General features: G+C 60.2%; 12 protein-coding genes. All 12 read left to right on the plus strand.

Features of this window, described 5'->3' with window-relative positions:
- Positions 1 to 17: 17 nt before the first annotated feature.
- The 12 genes from DQ405_RS07930 (at position 18) to DQ405_RS07985 (ending at position 18,843) form a co-directional block, all read left to right on the plus strand.
- On the plus strand, positions 18 to 1,271 hold the full coding sequence (locus DQ405_RS07930; RefSeq protein ID WP_168423690.1) for a TolC family protein: 1,254 nt from the start codon (positions 18 to 20) through the stop codon (positions 1,269 to 1,271).
- On the plus strand, positions 1,268 to 2,713 hold the full coding sequence (locus tag DQ405_RS07935; RefSeq protein ID WP_168423691.1) for an efflux RND transporter periplasmic adaptor subunit: 1,446 nt from the start codon (positions 1,268 to 1,270) through the stop codon (positions 2,711 to 2,713). The genes DQ405_RS07930 and DQ405_RS07935 overlap by 4 nt, the downstream gene beginning before the upstream one ends.
- A complete protein-coding gene (locus tag DQ405_RS07940; protein ID WP_168423692.1) occupies positions 2,710 to 5,877 on the plus strand; it encodes an efflux RND transporter permease subunit in 3,168 nt (1,055 codons plus the stop codon). Before DQ405_RS07935 ends, DQ405_RS07940 begins: the two co-directional genes overlap by 4 nt.
- Complete coding sequence (locus DQ405_RS07945) at positions 5,874 to 6,230, plus strand: copper-binding protein (RefSeq protein ID WP_168423693.1); 357 nt, start codon at positions 5,874 to 5,876, stop codon at positions 6,228 to 6,230. Before DQ405_RS07940 ends, DQ405_RS07945 begins: the two co-directional genes overlap by 4 nt.
- A gap of 514 nt (positions 6,231 to 6,744) precedes the next feature.
- Positions 6,745 to 7,512 (plus strand): HpcH/HpaI aldolase family protein, encoded by a 768-nt coding sequence (locus tag DQ405_RS07950; RefSeq protein WP_168423694.1) that lies wholly within the window; start codon positions 6,745 to 6,747, stop codon positions 7,510 to 7,512.
- An 18-nt stretch (positions 7,513 to 7,530) separates the two neighbouring features.
- Positions 7,531 to 9,615: a TonB-dependent receptor family protein gene (locus DQ405_RS07955; RefSeq protein ID WP_168423695.1), complete on the plus strand. Its 2,085-nt coding sequence runs from the start codon at positions 7,531 to 7,533 to the stop codon at positions 9,613 to 9,615.
- 54 nt (positions 9,616 to 9,669) lie between these two features.
- Positions 9,670 to 10,869: an ATP-grasp domain-containing protein gene (locus DQ405_RS07960; protein WP_168423696.1), complete on the plus strand. Its 1,200-nt coding sequence runs from the start codon at positions 9,670 to 9,672 to the stop codon at positions 10,867 to 10,869.
- The gene (locus tag DQ405_RS07965; RefSeq protein ID WP_168423697.1) at positions 10,866 to 12,641 is read left to right on the plus strand and encodes an IucA/IucC family protein; all 1,776 of its coding nucleotides are present in this window, start codon (positions 10,866 to 10,868) and stop codon (positions 12,639 to 12,641) included. Before DQ405_RS07960 ends, DQ405_RS07965 begins: the two co-directional genes overlap by 4 nt.
- Positions 12,641 to 13,783 carry an MFS transporter gene (locus DQ405_RS07970; protein ID WP_168423698.1) on the plus strand — a complete coding sequence of 381 codons (1,143 nt, stop codon included), beginning with the start codon at positions 12,641 to 12,643 and terminating at the stop codon, positions 13,781 to 13,783. Before DQ405_RS07965 ends, DQ405_RS07970 begins: the two co-directional genes overlap by 1 nt.
- A complete protein-coding gene (locus DQ405_RS07975) occupies positions 13,780 to 15,540 on the plus strand; it encodes an IucA/IucC family protein (RefSeq protein WP_168423699.1) in 1,761 nt (586 codons plus the stop codon). The genes DQ405_RS07970 and DQ405_RS07975 overlap by 4 nt, the downstream gene beginning before the upstream one ends.
- Entirely contained in the window at positions 15,537 to 16,718 is a 1,182-nt protein-coding gene (locus DQ405_RS07980) for a type III PLP-dependent enzyme (protein ID WP_168423700.1), read from the plus strand. Before DQ405_RS07975 ends, DQ405_RS07980 begins: the two co-directional genes overlap by 4 nt.
- Before the next feature lie 538 nt (positions 16,719 to 17,256).
- The gene (locus DQ405_RS07985) at positions 17,257 to 18,843 is read left to right on the plus strand and encodes an ABC-F family ATPase (RefSeq protein ID WP_168423701.1); all 1,587 of its coding nucleotides are present in this window, start codon (positions 17,257 to 17,259) and stop codon (positions 18,841 to 18,843) included.
- The last annotated feature ends 7 nt before the right edge of the window (positions 18,844 to 18,850 follow it).

Consider the following 18,850-nt stretch of genomic DNA (forward strand, 5'->3'; position numbering starts at 1 on the left):
GATCAGGAATTCTGACCATGAAACCCCAAAATTTGCGGGCTGCTGCCATTGCGGCCGCCCTTTTGACGGGCGCTTTTGCCCTGCCTGGGTCCGCTTGCGCTCTTGCCTTGGAGCAGGCGCTGAGCCTGGCCGAGCAAGAAGCACCATCACTCAATGCTCAACGGGCCAACCTAGAGGCAGCGCGTAGCGCAACCATTCCAGCAGGTGAACTACCGGACCCAAAGCTGAAACTTGGCTTGCAAAACGTGCCCATTGAAGGCGAGCAACGTTGGCGGCTGGATGAAGACTTCATGACCATGCAGATGATCGGGGTCATGCAAGACGTACCTAATCGAGCGAAAAGGCGTGCGCGTGTCGAGTCGGCGGAAGCCGATGTGGCGCTCGCCGGTATCCAACAGACCATTGAGCGGCTGAAAGTGCGGCAAAACACTGCCGAGGCGTGGATTGCCGCCTTCGCGGTCGAGCAGAAACTCGATCTCTTCAAACAGCTCTATGGTGAGAACCAGCTTTTCTCGCGGGCTGTCACAGCACGCATTGCCGGTGGTCGCGGCCAAGCCGCAGATAGCGTGGTTCCAAAGCAAGAGGCCGCATTGCTGGCTGAGCAAGAGGACGAACTCTTACGCAATCAGGCCGTTGCACGGGCCGAGCTTCGCCGCTGGATCGGTAACGAGGCAAGCGAGCCACTTACCGGCACTTGGCCGCAATGGCTTGAGAATTTCGATCATTACCAGCACAACCTTCAGCGACATCCAGACCTGCTCGCTTTTGATCCGATGGCTGAACAGGCGGAGGCCAGGGTGCGCCAGGCCGTAGCCGAAAAAACACCGGACTGGAGTTGGGGCGTCGACTACCTGCATCGTGGCAGAGAGTACGGCGACATGGTCAACCTCAGCGTCAGTTTCGACCTGCCGCTATTTACCAGCTCTCGACAGGATCCAAAGATCGCGGCTGAGCGAGCGCGCCTCACACAGATCGAGGCGCAGCGCCAAGCGGCGTTGCGTATGCATAACCAGGAGCTAGCCGCCGACCTGGCTGAATATCAGCGCCTTGACCGCGCGTTCGTACGTGTTGAAGAAACCCTACTGCCACTCGCCGAGGATAAGGTCCGCCTTGCCATGGCGGACTACCGCGCCGGGACCGGCGAACTGACCGCTGTGATCGATGCGCGCCGCCAGCTCGTCGAGACTCGCCTGCGTCGTATTGACGTAGCCCGCGACCGATCGCTGAGCAACGCCCGCCTGCATTTTGCCTTTGGAGATACCCGACCATGACATTTCAACTCAAGCGGCTGGCCCTCGTCCTAAGCCTTCCGCTGATTATCGGTACTGTGGGCATTGTCGGTCTGTCTACCTCTGTGTTCGCGCAAGCGGAAGAAGAAAAGGAGGTGCTTTATTGGTACGACCCCATGTATCCGCAACAGAAATTCGATGAGCCAGGCAAATCCCCCTTTATGGATATGGACCTTGTTCCTCGCTATGCCGATGAAGGCGGTGACGGGGCGTCCATTAGCATCGATCCGAGCGTGACGCAGAACCTTGGTATGCGTCTGGCGACCGCAACACGTGAATCGATTAGCCAGTCGCTCGAAGCGACAGGCGCATTGATGTTCGACGAGCGAGACGTGGCTGTCGTGCAGGCACGCGCCGGTGGCTTCGTCGAGCGCGTTTACGGCCATGCGCCGGAGGATGTCATCGAAAAAGGGGCACCGCTGGCCGACCTGCTTATCCCCGAGTGGGCGGCGGCACAGGAAGAGTACCTGGCGCTCAAAGGCGTCGGTGAAGCCCCGTTGCTCGCAGCGGCCCGACAGCGGTTGCGGCTTGCTGGCATGCCGCCCGAGGTCATTGCGCAGCTGGAACGGACCGGTAAGGCACGCCCTGTCTGGACCGTAACGAGCCCGATCGGCGGCGTGCTGAACAGTCTTGACGTTCGCGAGGGTATGACCGTACCCGCCGGCGCATCTCTCGCACGCATCAATGGACTGAACATGGTGTGGCTTGAAGTCGCTGTGCCAGAGGCGCAGATCGCACATTTGGCGCCGGGGCAATCAGTCACAGCGCGCTTACCTGCTTTTGCGGGTGAAACGCTGGAAGGAACAGTTCAGGCGGTACTGGCGCAGGCCAACCTGAATAGCCGCACGGTGCGCGTCCGGGTCGAACTGCCTAACCCGCAACAGCGACTTCGTCCCGGCATGACGGCAGACGTGACCTTGAGTCGCGACGTTGAAGAGGCCCTGGTGGTCCCGTCAGAGGCCGTCATTCGCACCGGCCGGCGCGCATTGGTGATGTTGGCTGAGAACGAAGGCCGCTACCGCCCGGTTGAAGTCCGCACCGGTCGAGAGTTCGATGACAAAACGGAGATACTGGAAGGGCTGGAAACCGGCCAACAGGTCGTGGCATCCGGTCAGTTCCTCCTCGATTCCGAGGCGAGCCTACGCGGGCTGACCGCGCAGATTTTGCAGCAGCCTGCACCGCCCACCGTATCTACCCTGCACGAGGCGGAAGGGACAATAGTCAGCCTGGAAGCTGGCGTGGTTGGCCTGTCGCATGGGCCGTTCAAGACGCTGAACATGCCTGGGATGACCATGCCCTTCCCGGTTACCGACCAGTCCCTGCTGTCAGGCTTGCAAATCAGCGATCGCGTCCGTGTTGGCGTGCGTGAAAGCGACGAAGGGCTGCTCATCGAGCGCATCGAGAAGCTCGGGGGTCAGCCATGATTGCAGCCACCATCCGCTGGTCAGTGGCTAATCGCTTCCTGATCCTTTTAGCCACCGTGTTTGCGGTGGCCTGGGGAATCTGGTCGATCAAAAACACCGCTGTCGATGCACTACCGGACCTTTCCGACGTTCAGGTCATCATCCGCACGCCATACCCAGGGCAGGCGCCCCAGATCGTCGAGAATCAGGTCACCTACCCGCTGACGACCACCATGCTGTCTGTCCCCGGCGCGAAGACGGTCCGCGGCTACTCCTTCTTCGGGGATAGCTACGTGTACGTCCTGTTCGAGGACGGCACAGACCTCTATTGGGCCCGTTCGCGGGTGCTGGAGTACCTCAGCCAGGTGCAAAGTCGGCTTCCCGCCGCTGCCAAGCCCGCCTTGGGGCCTGACGCCACTGGTGTCGGCTGGATCTACCAATATGCGTTGGTGGATCGTACGGGCAGGCATGACCTTTCGCAGCTGCGCTCTTTGCAAGATTGGTTCTTGCGCTATGAGCTCAAGACACTGCCCAACGTGGCGGAAGTAGCGCCCATAGGCGGGATGGTCAAGCAGTACCAGGTTGTACTGGATCCTATACGCATGGCCAGCAGGGGCGTGACGCAGCAGCAAGTCGCTCAGGCTATCGATGAGGCCAACCGTGAAACCGGCGGGAGTGTTCTGGAGCTAGCAGAAACCGAGTTCATGGTCCGTGCGACCGGGTATCTGAAGACACTCAAGGACTTTCGAGCCATTCCGTTGCGTCTCGACGGCGGCGTGCCTGTGACGCTAGGGGACGTTGCGCATATCCAGCTCGGCCCGGAAATGCGCAGGGGTATTGCCGAGCTTGATGGCGAAGGTGAGGTAGTCGGTGGAGTCGTTATCCTGCGTAGCGGCAAGAACGCTCGGGAAACGATCGCTGCGGTTCAAACCAAGCTCGATGAGCTCAAAGCGAGTCTTCCCGAAGGCGTCGAAATCGTCACGACTTACGACCGTAGCAAGCTGATCGACAGTGCCGTTGAAAACCTCACCCACAAGCTCATCGAGGAATTCATTGTCGTTGCGCTGGTTTGCGCAATATTCCTGTGGCACCTGCGCTCATCTCTGGTCGCCATCGTTTCGTTGCCGATTGGCATCCTGATCGCTTTTATCATCATGCAGCGGCAAGGCATAAACGCAAACATCATGTCGTTGGGCGGCATCGCGATCGCGATCGGAGCGATGGTCGACGCGGCAATCGTCATGATCGAAAACGCCCACAAGCACATCGAGGGCTGGCACAAGCGGCATCCTGGCTCAACTTTGAAGGGCCAAGAGCACTGGAAGGTCATTACTGACGCGGCTGTTGAAGTGGGGCCGGCACTGTTCTTCAGCCTGCTGATCATCACGCTGTCGTTCATTCCAGTGTTCACCCTTGAGGCACAGGAGGGCCGCCTGTTCGGCCCCCTGGCGTTCACCAAAACCTATGCAATGGCAGCGGCTGCGGGTCTGTCTGTCACGCTGGTTCCGGTGCTCATGGGGTATTGGATACGGGGCAAGATCCCGGACGAACACCACAACCCGCTCAACCGTGGCCTCATCTGGATCTACAAGCCTGCCCTGGACGCGGTGCTGCGCTGGCCCAAGATGACCCTGCTGGTGGCAGTTCTGGTTTTTCTGACTGGTCTGTGGCCCGCCTCTCGTCTCGGCGGGGAGTTCTTGCCACCGCTGGATGAAGGCGACCTCCTCTATATGCCCACTGCGCTTCCAGGCCTCTCCGCTCAGAAGGCATCTGAGTTACTGCAGCAGACGGACCGACTCATCAAGACGGTGCCAGAGGTTGCACACGTATTCGGTAAGGCCGGTCGGGCCGACACGGCGACCGATCCCGCCCCGCTGGAAATGTTCGAGACGACCATCCAGTTCAAGCCGAAGGATCAGTGGCGCCCCGGGATGACGCCTGAAAAACTGGTTGAGGAGTTGGATCGCACCGTACAGGTGCCGGGATTAGCCAATCTCTGGATCCCTCCAATTCGCAACCGCATCGATATGCTGGCGACGGGGATAAAGAGCCCGATAGGCGTGAAGGTATATGGCACGGACCTGGCGCAAATCGACAAAGCGACCCTGACGGTCGAGCAGATCGCCAAAACGGTGCCTGGGGTCAGTTCGGCGCTCGCGGAGCGACTGACCGGCGGCAGGTACATCGATGTGGATATCGATCGTGTCGCCGCCGCACGCTACGGCCTGAATATCGCGGACGTGCAATCGATCGTGGCCGGTGCCATCGGTGGTCAAACCATTGGTGAAACCGTGGAAGGGCTCGCCAGGTATCCGATCAACCTGCGTTATGGCCGCGAGTGGCGCGACTCGATAACCGATCTGTGCAACCTGCCTATCTACACGCCGCAAGGCAGTCAGATCACCTTGGGGACGGTGGCCAAGGTACAGGTGACCGGCGGGCCGCCAATGCTCAAAAGCGAAAACGCGAGGCTGTCGGGTTGGGTTTACGTCGACGTCCGTGGCCGCGACATGGCGGCTGTGGTTGGCGATCTGAGGGAAAGGATCAGCGAAGGTGTGCAGCTCGAGTCCGGCATGAGCATCGGCTATTCCGGCCAATTCGAATTCATGGAGCGAGCTAACGCGAAGCTGAAGCTCGTCGTGCCGGCTACTCTGCTGATCATTTTTGTCTTGCTCTACCTCACGTTTGCCCGCTTGGGCGAGGCGCTGCTCATCATGGCTACGCTGCCATTCGCCCTGACCGGTGGCGTCTGGTTCCTGTATTTACTGGGATACAACCTCTCCGTCGCGACAGGCATCGGCTTCATCGCGCTCGCAGGGGTATCCGCAGAGTTCGGTGTGATCATGTTGCTTTACCTGAAGAATGCCTGGGCCGAGCACCTTGATACCGGAGCTCAAAGTGAGGGCGCCCTCCTCGACGCGATCCGCGAAGGCGCCGTACAACGGGTTCGCCCAAAGGCCATGACTGTCGCCGTGATCATCGCCGGTCTGCTGCCCATCCTTTGGGGTAGCGGGACCGGCAGCGAAATCATGAGCCGCATCGCCGCGCCCATGGTAGGCGGAATGATCACCGCACCTTTGCTCTCCTTGTTCGTTCTGCCGGCCGCCTACCTGCTGATGCGCCGCCGGCAATTGCGTGCCTTCCCGACAAGTAACCAACCCAACCTCACTGGAGAACATCCATGAACATCAAGCACATCACCCTCGCCACGCTCCTTCTGATACCAGCCGCCTATGCTGCCGATAAGGAATCTATGGGCGGCAAGCCGATGGATCATCAAGGCACGAATATGGAGATGGATCAGAAGGCGGCCGGACAAACCGCTACTGCCACTGGCACGGTAAAGAAAGTGAATATGGATAAGGGGACGGTCACCATCGCACACGGACCGGTCGAATCGCTGGGTTGGCCGTCGATGACGATGGGCTTTAAAGCAAAGCCTGATCAGCTCAAAATGCTGAAAGCAGGGGACCAGATCGAATTCGGATTCTCCTCGAAGGGCATGAATTCAACCATTACGCGTATCGAAAAGCAGTAAGAGCAGAAGGCGACCGCCGCAGGCGCGGCGGTTGTACCAACATCAACTGATCTGCCCCGAGCTTGCGTACCGTAGCCTAACTGACAGGCAGCGGTTCCGCCGTCTCCTCATAAGCCGACGGCTCAGGACAGGCGGCAAATCCGCTAGTAAACAGCCTGCACAGCCATGCGCGGCAATGGGATATGCAGCTGCCACTAGCTAAAGCACGACGCTCCGATGCCTGATCACCAGTTGGTTTTTGCAGCTTGGTGGTTTGCTGCTTGCCCCGGGTAATACGCAGCACCGAGTGACATAACCCGATCGCGCGAAGATACCGATTCGCCTGCCTCTCTCTTGCGCCACCTTTCGCCTTGCCGCCGGGCTTGTGCTGTTTCCCGCTGCCACGAAAACGCTCTCCTCATGCTTGCGATGATCGACTGCCTCGAGTAACAGCTCGAATTCTCATTTGCATTCGATATACATTATCGTTTAGGGTTTACAAACACCTTACATATCGTTTCTACAAGATCAAAAAATGACAGAGCCCTTCACCACTCAGACTCATCTGCGTAATGGACAGGACGTCTATGGCTTGTTGAACTCCGTTCCCTCCCCCTTGTTATGCGAGATGATCGCTGCGGCGGGATATCACTTCCTCATTCTCGACATGGAGCATCTTCTACGCTCCGAAGAAGAACTTATGCACTGCCTTCGGGCATGCGAGCGCGGGGGCATTGCGGCCTGGTTACGTGTGCCTGCGGCCGATCCAAAGCTGATCGGACGTGCGCTCGACGCGGGCTTTCAGGCCATCGTGTTGCCCCGCGTCGAAAGTGCAAGCGAAGTCGAGACGGCCGTGGAAGCCGCCTGGTTTCCGCCGCAGGGTCGACGCAGCATCACTGGCGGGCGGGCGACCGGGTTCGGTGCTCTGTCGCTTGATGGCCATATCGCGCGGGTCAATGGCGAGCCACGCATCATTCCGATGATCGAAAGCGCGGCAGGCCTCGCCGCGCTGCCGTCCATCCTCGAATTGCCCGGCGTAGCCATGGTCCTGGAGGGCGCGCTTGATCTGGCGCTCGATCTGGGGCTCGGGCCGAACCCGCTTCATCCCGATGTCTGGCAAGCCCTTCTGCAAATAGCAGATGCCTGCGCCGATGCGGATGTTCCTTTCTGTGCCAACCCTCGCAATCCAGATCAACTGCAGTACTGGAAGGCCAGAGGCGTTCGCAGCTACCTCGCTGGCGAAGACCGCGGTTTGTTACTCAACGCCCTGAAAAGCCGGCTGCAAACCCTGACAACCCCATAAAAAAGGAAATGAACCCTAATGATTAGGAAATCCCGTGAGCTCTGCTTTTCCCTCGGATTGCTAGCCGCAGCGGTGGCACAGGCATCCCTGGCCGAGGAGTCGACGGAGAAAAAGATTGCCCTCGACCCGATGACCATCAAAGGAGATGTACTCGGCACGGCAAGTAACGAGGAAGTGCTCACATATGCGGGCAGCCGTAGCGTGGTTGATGCTCAGGCGCTGGATCAGGCCAGCACCCGCGGCCTCGACGATGCCCTGCAACGCGTTCCCGGCATCAGGATCTTTGATGAAACCGGCACCGGAGTTCTCCCGCAGCTGTCGGTACGTGGCCTCTACGAGAGCCGCAGCGGGCGGGTGCAGGTACTCTCCGATGGTATTCCTCTGGCACTGGCCCCTTACGGTCAGACCAGCCTGTCACTGTTCCCGCAGACCCTGGCGACCGTCGAGCGCATCGACATTGTGCGTGGTGGTGCAGCAGTGCAGTACGGCCCGAACAACGTGGGTGGCGTGATCAACTTCATCAGCCCGCCGATACCTGAAACCTGGGAAACCACCTTGCAGGAGCGCGTCACCTTCGCCGCTGGCGGGCGCCGTCTGTGGGATAGCTATATCGGTACCGGGGGCTACCTGACCGACAACTTCGGCCTGCAACTGGACCTTAATACGATCAACGGCGAATACGGCCGAGAGCATTCCGGTACCGACGTTCAGAATTTCCGACTGCGTGGCCAGTGGGATATCGACGACCTGCGCGCCCTGAGTTTTGGTGTGCAGCGCTACAAAGCAGATATGGATCTCGCCGGCGCACTCAGCGTCGCCGATTACAAGGCTGACAGACGCCAGTCGACCCGTGACCTGGACCGCTTCGAGGGCGACACCGACCGCGTATGGGGCACCTACAGCCAGTATTTGGGAAGTGTCGGCGCCTTCGAGGACGTGGAGTTCAGCTGGACCAACTTCGCCCAGCACAGTTATCGCAACTTCATCGTGGGCCTGCCCTTCACTCCCGATGCAACGCCGGCCACGCTACAGGATGCGCCTCGGGACTTCCGTGTATGGGGCAGCGAGCCACGCCTGAGCATGACCATTCATGGCGACAAGGTCAGCCAAACCTGGCTGGTTGGGGCTCGCCTGGTCAAGGAGGATGTCGATTTCGATGTCAACCGCACCAACCGCACCACCGGCGAATACAGCGTCATCCGCGACTGGACTTTCGACGACGAAGCCCGGGCCGCATACATCAGCAACGCCATCAGCCTGCTGGATGGGCGCCTGACTGTCACCCCGGGTGTGCGCTACGAGCATGCACGCATGGAGTATGCCGATGGCGTAAGCGGCGTCGAGCAGGAAACCGTGGCCGAGGAGTGGTTGCCCGGCCTGAACGTCGGCTATGCGCTCAACGACAACTGGTTCCTGTATGCCAATGCCCAACGATCGCTGCGCCTGCCACAGATCACCTCGATCGTGAAGGATGGTGACGTGGCAGCCGAGATTGCCTGGAACTACGAAACCGGCGTGCGCTTCACCCCTCGCGAAAACCTGCGCCTGGATGTCGGCCTGTACCGCATCGATTTCGACGACCAGATCGAATACAACCGTGCCAACGACCGCTTCGAAAACCTGGGCAGCACTCGCCACCAAGGCATCGAAACGGAAGTGTTCTGGACCCCAGCTGCGATGCCCCGTCTGGACCTGCATGCCAGCTACGCCTATCTGGACGCCGAGCAGCGCGCGGGCGCATTCAGCGGCAACGATGTGCCCTTTGCCTCCAGCCATCAGCTGGGTGTGGATGGTCGTTATCGCTTCGCCGAAGACTGGGCGTTTTCCGTCGATGGCCTCTACGTCAGCAGCGCCTACACCGATGCGGCAAACACGACAGAGGAAAACGCAAATGCTTCGGTCGGCGAGATTCCTTCCTACTGGGTATGGAACGCTGCGATCGAGCATGAGCTCAAGCTCCAGGATGGTGTTCTGACCACCTCCGCTGGCGTGAGCAACCTCTTCGACCGCGAATACTACTTCCGCGGCATCGATACCAGCCCCTGGGGCCGTCAGCCCGCCCCCGGCCGAACCCTGACCCTGGGGGCCAACTACCGCTTCTGACCACCTCACCGCCCGGCTCTCCGGGCGGTACTTCCTTTATCTTCGGAGACCGACATGCCGCGGCCTATCGTCATCCTCAGTCACATCGCCACACTGTCCATCACTGAAGGGTTTCTTCCCGCGGCCCGCAGGCGTGGTCATCCTGTGTTGCTGCTCACCGATCATGCTCAGGACCATTGGCGTGAGCTGGACAAGCTTGGCCAATCGGCTGAGGGGCTGGAGATCCACGAGTGTGATGTGTTCAATCCACTCGCGATAATCGAGCTCCTGCAGGCGCTCGGTCAGAAGCCATTGGCGGTGTTTTCGAACAGCGATCACCTGCAAACCAGCACGGCGCTGGTAGCTGAAGCCTTCGATTGTCCCGGCAAGAGTTGGAGGTTGTGTTACGCAGCCAAGAACAAGGCGGTCATGCGTGAGCGATTGGGCCAGCTTAGCTTGCCCCGCCCATGGTTCAGAGTGATTACGCCAGACACAACGATCCCATCGAACATACCGTTCCCGGTGGTAGCCAAACCTCGCGAGGGGGTGGCAAGTCTGGACGTTCGCCTATGCCGGGATGCGGCCGAGCTGACCGACCACTGCAGCGCGTTCTGGCAACGTCAGCCCAACCGTGCAGTGCTGCTCGAAGCCTTCCTCGAAGGCCCCCTATTCACCCTGGAGACCCTTGGCGATGGGCAGCGCATTCAGGCCATTGGCGGGTTCGATGTCAGTCTCAGCGCTCCACCGCATTTCGTCGAACTGGAAGCCCACTGGAACGGGCCTCTGACCCAGATGCACCGACAGGCTGCGCTAGCCCAGGTTGCGGCCTTCGGCATCAACTTCGGGGTCTGCCACAGTGAATTCATTCTCACCGCTGATGGCCCTGTGCTGGTGGAAATCAACTACCGCAGCATCGGTGACGGTCGTGAATTTCTGCTTGACCGTCTACTGCCACAGGGATGGTTCGACCGGATCATGGGCCTGCATCTTGGCGACGCCCTGGCGGAACATCAAAACGGCGATGCACAGGCCCTCGTGCACTATGTGATCGCACCTCGCGCTGGTCGCCTGCTCATGGCCACCGATAGCTTTCAACAGGAGCAGAACGGTTACCTGACGGACTATCAGGCATTGCGCCAAGCTGGCGAGGAAATTCGCATCAGCCATTCCAATAAGGACTATCTGGGCGTGTTGCGCTTGATCGCGCCAGATGCCGGCGGCCTGCAGGCTCATCTGGCTCAGTCATGCGAACAGCTGCATTGGGAGTTTGCATGAGCGCCGAATATATCCCGCCTCGCCCCGCAAACGATTATGCAGCGATCAGTCAGCGGATCATCGATTGCTGCCTGCGCGAAAATATCCGCGGACTGATCGACCAGGCCCGTCCCGCTGCTCTCCCGGACGAGCTGCAGCATTATTGGCGTGGTCCTGCCTCTGCCGTCTGGATATGCCTCGCCGATCTCACCGAGGGTGAGATGTGGGTACCCGTTCGCCTGGATGCGCCCTTGCAGACCTATAGCGCCGTAGCTGACCGCTGGTTATACCGAGACGGTGACCTTGTCGTACTCGAACAGGGATACCACCGCTGGCTCGAACATCTATCCCACGGGCTGGACGACGAGAGCCTTGCGCTGTTCGGTTCTTATATCGAGGAAGCCGACTGCGCGGTGGAACACCGGCGCCTGTGCCACCAAGCCTATGCCGCCAGGGCCGAAGGCATCGCCGGCATTCTAGACGAACCGAAGTGGGGCAAGCGCCAACTCGGCATCGATCGTCTGGCCAGCTATTTGGACCATCCCTTCTATCCCACCGCCCGCGCAAAAAGCGGCTTTAGCGCTCAGGCACTCGAGCGCTACGCGCCAGAGTTCGCCCCTCGTTTTCGCTTGAACTGGCTGGCAGTGCCCAAGGCAACCCTCGAACGGACCAGTCCCCCACCGAGCGCCTGGCCCAGTTTCGACGAGCTGGGGCTGGAACCCAGCCTTGAGGGTACCCACGCCCTGATCCCGGTACATCCGTTGACCTGGCCGGAGCTGGATCGCTTTGGCATACCGGACGGGAGTGTGCGTGCGCCGCGCAGCGCGCTAGAGGTGGAGCCAACGCTGTCGGTGCGTACGGTGGCGCCAATCGAGTACCCGCACGAGCACATTAAGCTACCACTATTGGTCCGCACACTGGGCGCACGCAATCTGCGCTTGATCAAGCCCAGCACGCTTTATGACGGTCACCTGTTTCAAACCATTCTCCAGACGCTGGCGGCCAGCGACTTCGAATTGGGGTCCCGCTACTTGCATGTGGATGAGCAGCACGGCGCTCATGTGGATGGGCAAAGCCACCTAGCTTACATTCTGCGCCGCTACCCAGCCGAGCTGGAGAATGCGGCGCTGGTGCCCGTAGCCGCACTAGCGAGCCCCCTACCCGACGGTCGATTGTTTCTTGAAGCACTGGTGGAACGTTTCCATCAAGGTGACCTGCGTCGCTGGTGGGGGGAATATCTGGATCTGATGTTCCAGGTACACCTGCGTTTGTGGCTCGGGTATGGCATCGCACTGGAGGCCAACCAGCAGAATGCCGTGCTGGTTGTTGAACGCGGCAAACCGATGCGCCTGCTCATGAAGGACAACGACGCTGGCCGGATCTGGACGCCGCGCCTGACGCAAGCCTGTCCGGCACTGGCGGACGCACCCGGTCAGCTACTGGACGAACGCATCCGCGTCCGCGACTGCCAGCCGCTGGCCGAGATGTTCTGCACTATCACGCTCCAGCTCAACATCATCGCGCCGCTGGAGGCCATCGCGATGGCCGGCCTGGTGACCCGCTCCGAGTTCTATGCCTGGATGCGCGAGCGGCTGTGGGCCTGCCTGGCGCGGCTGGAGTGTGAAGGGCTGCCCGTCGCAGAGGCGCGACACTTGCTGATCGACCGGCCGAACCTTCCGGTCAAGTACTTACTAAGCGCCGGTAGCCTGTTCAGCAAACAGCAGTCCGGCGCGGCGGATATCAACAAATACTACGGCTACAGCGCGGCCAATTTTCTCAGGAACCCGGTCTGATGCCGCAACGACTGATCGCCTCGGTACTGCTCGGCCATTACCTTTCCGCCTTCACCGCTCTTGGCATTCCCCTGTATCTGCCGCGCATCCTGGAAGATCTGGCGGTGACAGTACCGGGATGGGCGATCGGCGTGCTTTATGTGCTGCCAACAGTCTGCACCGCAATAGCGGCGCCTATCTGGGGCAAGCTGGCTGACCGTCATGGGTGTCGTCTGTCCTTGTTGCGCGCCCACGCAGGGCTGGCCCTGGGTTTCCTGCTGGCCGGCTTCAGCGAGAGTCTGCCGCTGTTCGTACTGGCGCTGGTCATTCAAGGCACCTTTGGCGGCGCCATGGCCGCATCCAATGCCTATCTTGCGACGCAATTGACAGGCGAAGGCTTGTCCCGCGCCCTCAACTGGACGCAATACTCAGCGCGCCTGGCGATGCTCACAGCGCCCGTCGTAATCGGTCTGCTGGCCACACGGGGGCTAGGCATCGAGCTGTACCGTTACCTGACCTGGCTACCGCTCCTCGCGCTGCTGCTGATCCTGCCCTTGCCTGCCGATGCGCCCCGTCTGCTCAGCAGTACCAGCAAGACGCCACCGGCGGGTGAGCTTCCGAACGACATGTGGCGTCTGCTCTGCGTGCAGTTTCTGTTCAGCTTCAGCATGGTCGTGACCTTTCCCTATTTCGTGCTGTATGGCGAGTCCGTTGGAGTCGAAAGCGATGCGATGATCGGGCTGCTCTATAGCCTGCCCCATCTCGTCTATCTGCTGGCTCTGCCTTGGGCCCAGCAGCGCGTCGGCAATGCGCTTGTTCCAGGCCTGGCACTTTTGGCTCTGAGCAACCTTCTGCAATTCATGGTGCAGCAGGCCGAGCTGTTAATGCTGCTCCGCCTGATTGGCGGGCTGGGCATGCTGCTCTGCTTCGTCGGCCTGCACCGCTGCCTGAGCCAGCGTCGCCAGCAAGGCGCCAGCGGACGCCTGTTTGGCTGGTATGACGCCAGCGGCAAGTGGGCCGGGGCTCTGGCTGGCGTTGCCGCCGGTTTGGTCACTCACGTCCATGGCGTGGCCTCTCCCTTTCTCGTCGCATGCCTGGCCACGCTCGCCGCGTTGGCATTGGCGCGCCCTCTCGTCGCCCCTCAACAGGAGCTTCCGGCATGACTGTAGCGTTGAATTTTTCTCCACGCGACCGCGCATTGGACGTCGACGCCCAGCGCCACGCCATCGATTGTCTGGTCAATTGCTATCTGCGCGAATATGCACTGCCACGTGGCCAGGCTATCTTCGATTACCAGACGAGGGACGTCCCGATGGGCCTGCGCCAACTTGCCGGCCACCGGGTCGGTATCCAGCTACCTGGCGGCGGACGAATGATATTGATAGCCGACCGAACCAGCGCCCTGGGTCGCTGCCGGTTCGTCAGCCCTCCTTATATCAAGACCGATGGCCAAGGCTGGCGCCCGCTCGATCTGGATGGCCTGGCGCGATTGTTACTGGCACCGTTGGAAGGCCAAGAAAAACACCCGGAACTACTGCAGCAGATCGACAATAGCCTTCGCATCACCCGCGTCTTCCTGCAGCACATCGCCTCTGCGGGCCATGAACATCGGGACAGCCTGTTGCAGTCCGAGCAGGGCCAGGTCTGGGGGCACGCCCTGCACCCGACACCCAAGAGCCGTGATGGCGTATCCGAAACCGAGCTGCTGGCGTGCTCGCCGGAAGTCGGCGCATGCTTTGCGCTGCATTGGTTCCGGGTCGATCCGACGCTGATACGCCATCAGGGCCGCGACCCGCGCCCGCTGCTTACCCAAATCGCCGGCGGCGAGCACCTCTACCCCTGCCATCCCTGGGAAGTTCAGCGGGTGCTGGCTGACCCGTTGGTGCAGCGAGTATGCCAGGAGGGATTGCTGGAATACCTGGGGCCGCGTGGGCTCGAGCTTCACCCGACGTCCTCGGTACGCACGCTATATCACCCGGATTTATCGCATTTTCTAAAGCTGTCGGTGCACGTACGGTTGACCAATTGTGTGCGCAAAAACGCATGGTACGAGCTGGACAGTGCCGTTGCGTTAACCGACCTACTAACGCCGCTCATGCACAGCCTCGACCGGGAACAACCAGACTTTGCATTGATGCCTGAGCCATCCGCAAGCAGCCTGGATCTATCAGCTTTCGGCACACTCGAAGAAGCCCGCGAGGTGACCGAATGCTTCGGAATCCTCTACCGGGAGAACCTCGACCCAGCCACCCGTTTGCGGCATCGACCGCGTGTCGCGATGTCGCTGTTCACCTGGACCCTCCACGGCCATAGCGTCTGTCGCGAAGCAGTCATGCAGTGCGCCGCGCACCAGGGCATCAACCATCAGCAGGCCGCCGAACGCTGGCTGCGGGCGTATGCCGAACGACTGCTCGCCGGTGTTCTTTTCTGCCTGTTCGAACATGGCGTAGCGCTGGAGCCACATCTGCAAAATACCCTGATCGGATTCGACGATCAGGGTCTGCCCGACCGCGTCTGGATTCGGGATTTGGAGGGTACCAAGCTGGTGCCGGAATATTGGCCCTCCGAGCGCCTCGCCCACCTCGATCAGCGCACCCGGCAGTCGCTCTATTACACCAAAGACAAGGCCTGGAAACGGGTCGCTTACTGCGCTCTGGTGAACAATCTGGGCGAGGCGATATTCCACCTGGCTGACGGACAAGCCTCACTTGAAAAGCAACTCTGGCGAGCCGCCGGTGAAATTTTGGAGGCGCAACGCCTCGTTCACGGCGACCCTTTACCGCTACGCGAGCTGTGCGCCGGCGCACCGTTACCGAGCAAGGAAAATTTCATGACGCGACTACTGATGCGCGCCGATCGCGACGCGGGCTATACCGCCCTGCCCAACCCGTTTGGCGTAAGCGTGGAGCACTGCCGATGAGCTTGCCTTCATCCGTCCGGCAGGCCATTACCGAGCTGAGCCGTAAAAGCGCGGACCCTTTGTGCGCTTATGTCTACGATCTGCCAGCGTTGGAAGCACACATTCGAGCCATGCGGGCGGTGCTGCCAGCGAATTGCGAGCTTTTTTACGCAGCCAAGGCTAACCCCGAAGCACCGATTCTGCAGACCCTGGCGCCTTGGGTGGATGGGTTTGAAGCGGCCTCTGGTGGAGAGCTGCGTTGGCTCTATCAGCACCATCCTGACAAACCACTGATTTTTGGTGGTCCCGGCAAGCTGGATAGCGAACTGGCTGCGGCTCTGGACTGCGGCGTAGCGGCTTTTCATGTAGAAAGCCTCGGCGAACTGCGCCGTCTTGCCATTCAAGCCAAGCTCCTTGGAAATCCTGCGCCGGTGTTCCTGCGCCTCAACGTCAAGCTTGAAGAAGCGCCCGATAGCCGGCTGGTGATGGGGGGTAAACCCACCCCTTTCGGGCTCGATGAAGAAGCCATGGAAGAGGCGTTCTCACTGCTGGCCGCGGAGCCTTTCCTGGAGCTTCAGGGGCTGCATTTCCACCTGCTCTCCCATCAGCTCGACACCCAGGCTCATCTGAAGCTGATGCGTGAATATTTTCGCTTCTTTCACAAGATTACTGACCGGCACGGCCTTCAACTGCCGACCTTGAACGTCGGTGGCGGCATGGGCATCAACTACCAAGACCCGGAGCGCTCCTTCGATTGGAGAGCGTTCTGCCAGGCGCTTGCGGCTCTGATCGACGAGGAGGCCATGTGCGGGGTGCGCATTCGATTTGAGATAGGCCGTTTCATCGCTGCCAGCTGTGGCTATTACGTCATGCAGGTGCTGGACATCAAGCGCAACCACGGCCTGTACTTTGCCGTCGCTCGAGGCGGCACGCATCATTTCCGCACGCCCGCGGCTCAAGGTCACGACCATCCGTTCGAGATTATTCGAGGTGATGGGCCAGCAGCATTGGAAAATACCAAGGTGACCCTGGTGGGCCAACTCTGCACCCCGAAAGATGTGCTTTCGCGAGAGCAAGCTGTAGCGGCGTTGGGCGTTGGCGATCTGCTGGTATTCCCGCTGGCAGGCGCCTACGCCTGGAACATCTCTCACCGCGATTTCCTGATGCATCCACCGCCTGAGATGGTTTTTTTACAGTAGTTCTGGCCGGATATGATTCAAGCTGCGCCGCGAGATCGGCGTTGATAAGCGTAATAGGATTGCGGCCACGACCACCGTTGCGGTGGCTCTCGCGACTGATCATGGATGGTGCATGTCCGCGGCGGAGCAATAAGCCGCATCAACTGCGACCACAAGCAATCGTGAGGTCGCTCGCCCAGATTATTGCGTTGAATTGGCTCCTGCCGTCACTGACAGGAGCTGTGTCTCGACTGGCACGTGGCCCGATCAACCATATTCAGCACGTATTGCACTGCACCTTGGAAATCAGGCACGGTGCTCCGCCCGATGTTCCGCGTTCAACGATTGTGACGCCTTGCGCGTCATGCCCACTCGGGTTGATCGGCCGCTATTCATCGTTCCTGACATCCGAACGACCCGAGACCCTGTCGAATCGGCGCCAACCGCACTACAATGCACGCCCTTTTTACGCAAACGCTTTCTAGTACCGGTCAGCTGACCGGGCTTGGTCGCGCCTGGGTCGCGCGGCGACCCTCCTCCGAAACCCCAGGACACCGCTTTGATCTCCACCGCTAACATCACCATGCAGTTCGGCGCCAAGCCGCTTTTCGAAAATGTCTCTGTCAAGTTCGGCAACGGCAATCGCTACGGCCTGATCGGCGCCAACGGCTGCGGCAAGTCGACTTTCATGAAAATTCTTGGTGGCGATCTGGAACCTTCTGCCGGCCAGGTCATGCTCGAACCCAATGTGCGCCTGGGTAAGCTGCGCCAGGACCAGTTCGCCTACGAAGATTTCAACGTCATCGACACAGTGATCATGGGTCATGAGGAGCTCTGGAAGGTCAAGGCCGAGCGCGAGCGCATCTACTCGCTACCGGAAATGAGCGAGGAAGACGGCATGGCCGTCGCCGAGCTGGAGACAGAATTCGCCGAGATGGATGGCTACACCGCCGAATCCCGTGCCGGCGAATTGCTGCTGGGGCTGGGTATCCCGCTGGAACAACATTTTGGCCCGATGAGCGAAGTGGCACCGGGTTGGAAACTGCGCGTGCTGCTGGCTCAGGCGCTGTTCTCCGATCCGGAAGTGCTGCTGCTCGACGAGCCGACCAACCACCTGGATATCAACACCATCCGTTGGCTGGAAAATATCCTCACGGCGCGTAACAGCACCATGATCATCATTTCCCACGACCGGCACTTCCTGAACAGCGTGTGCACACACATGGCCGACCTCGATTACGGTGAGCTGCGGCTGTTCCCTGGCAACTACGATGAGTACATGACGGCGGCCACCCAATCGCGCGAGCAGTTGCTGGCGGACAACGCCAAGAAGAAAGCGCAGATCGCCGAATTGCAGACCTTCGTCAGCCGCTTCTCGGCCAACGCCTCGAAAGCCAAGCAGGCAACCTCCCGCGCCAAGCAGATCGACAAGATCCAGCTGGCCGAAGTCAAACCCTCGAGCCGCGTCAGCCCGTTCATCCGCTTCGAGCAGACCAAGAAACTGCATCGCCAGGCCGTGACCGTGGAGAACATGGCCAAGGGCTTCGATGGCAAGACGCTGTTCAAGAACTTCAGCTTCACGGTCGAGGCCGGTGAGCGGGTCGCCATCATCGGGCCGAACGGCATCGGAAAAACAACGCTGCTACGCACCCTGGTCGGCGAACTGCAACCGGATGCAGGCTCGGTGAAATGGACCGAAAGTGCGGATCTTGGCTACTACGCGCAGGACCATGCCGACGACTTCGAAGATGATGTGTCGCTGTTCGACTGGATGGGTCAGTGGACCCAGGGTGGCGAACAAGTCGTGCGCGGCACGCTGGGTCGCATGCTGTTTTCCAACGATGAGATTCTCAAATCCGTTCGGGTGATTTCGGGTGGTGAACAGGGCCGCATGCTGTTCGGCAAGCTGATTCTGAAAAAACCCAACGTTCTGGTGATGGATGAGCCCACCAACCACCTGGACATGGAATCCATCGAAGCCTTGAACCTCGCGCTGGAAAACTATCCAGGCACCTTGATCTTCGTCAGCCATGACCGGGAGTTCGTCGGCTCGCTGGCGACGCGCATCATCGAGCTGTCGGACTCGGGCGTGACCGACTTCAGCGGCACCTACGACGATTATCTGCGAAGCCTCGGCGTGATCTGAGGATTGT

It is taken from the genome of Pseudomonas sp. SST3 (assembly GCF_003325755.1).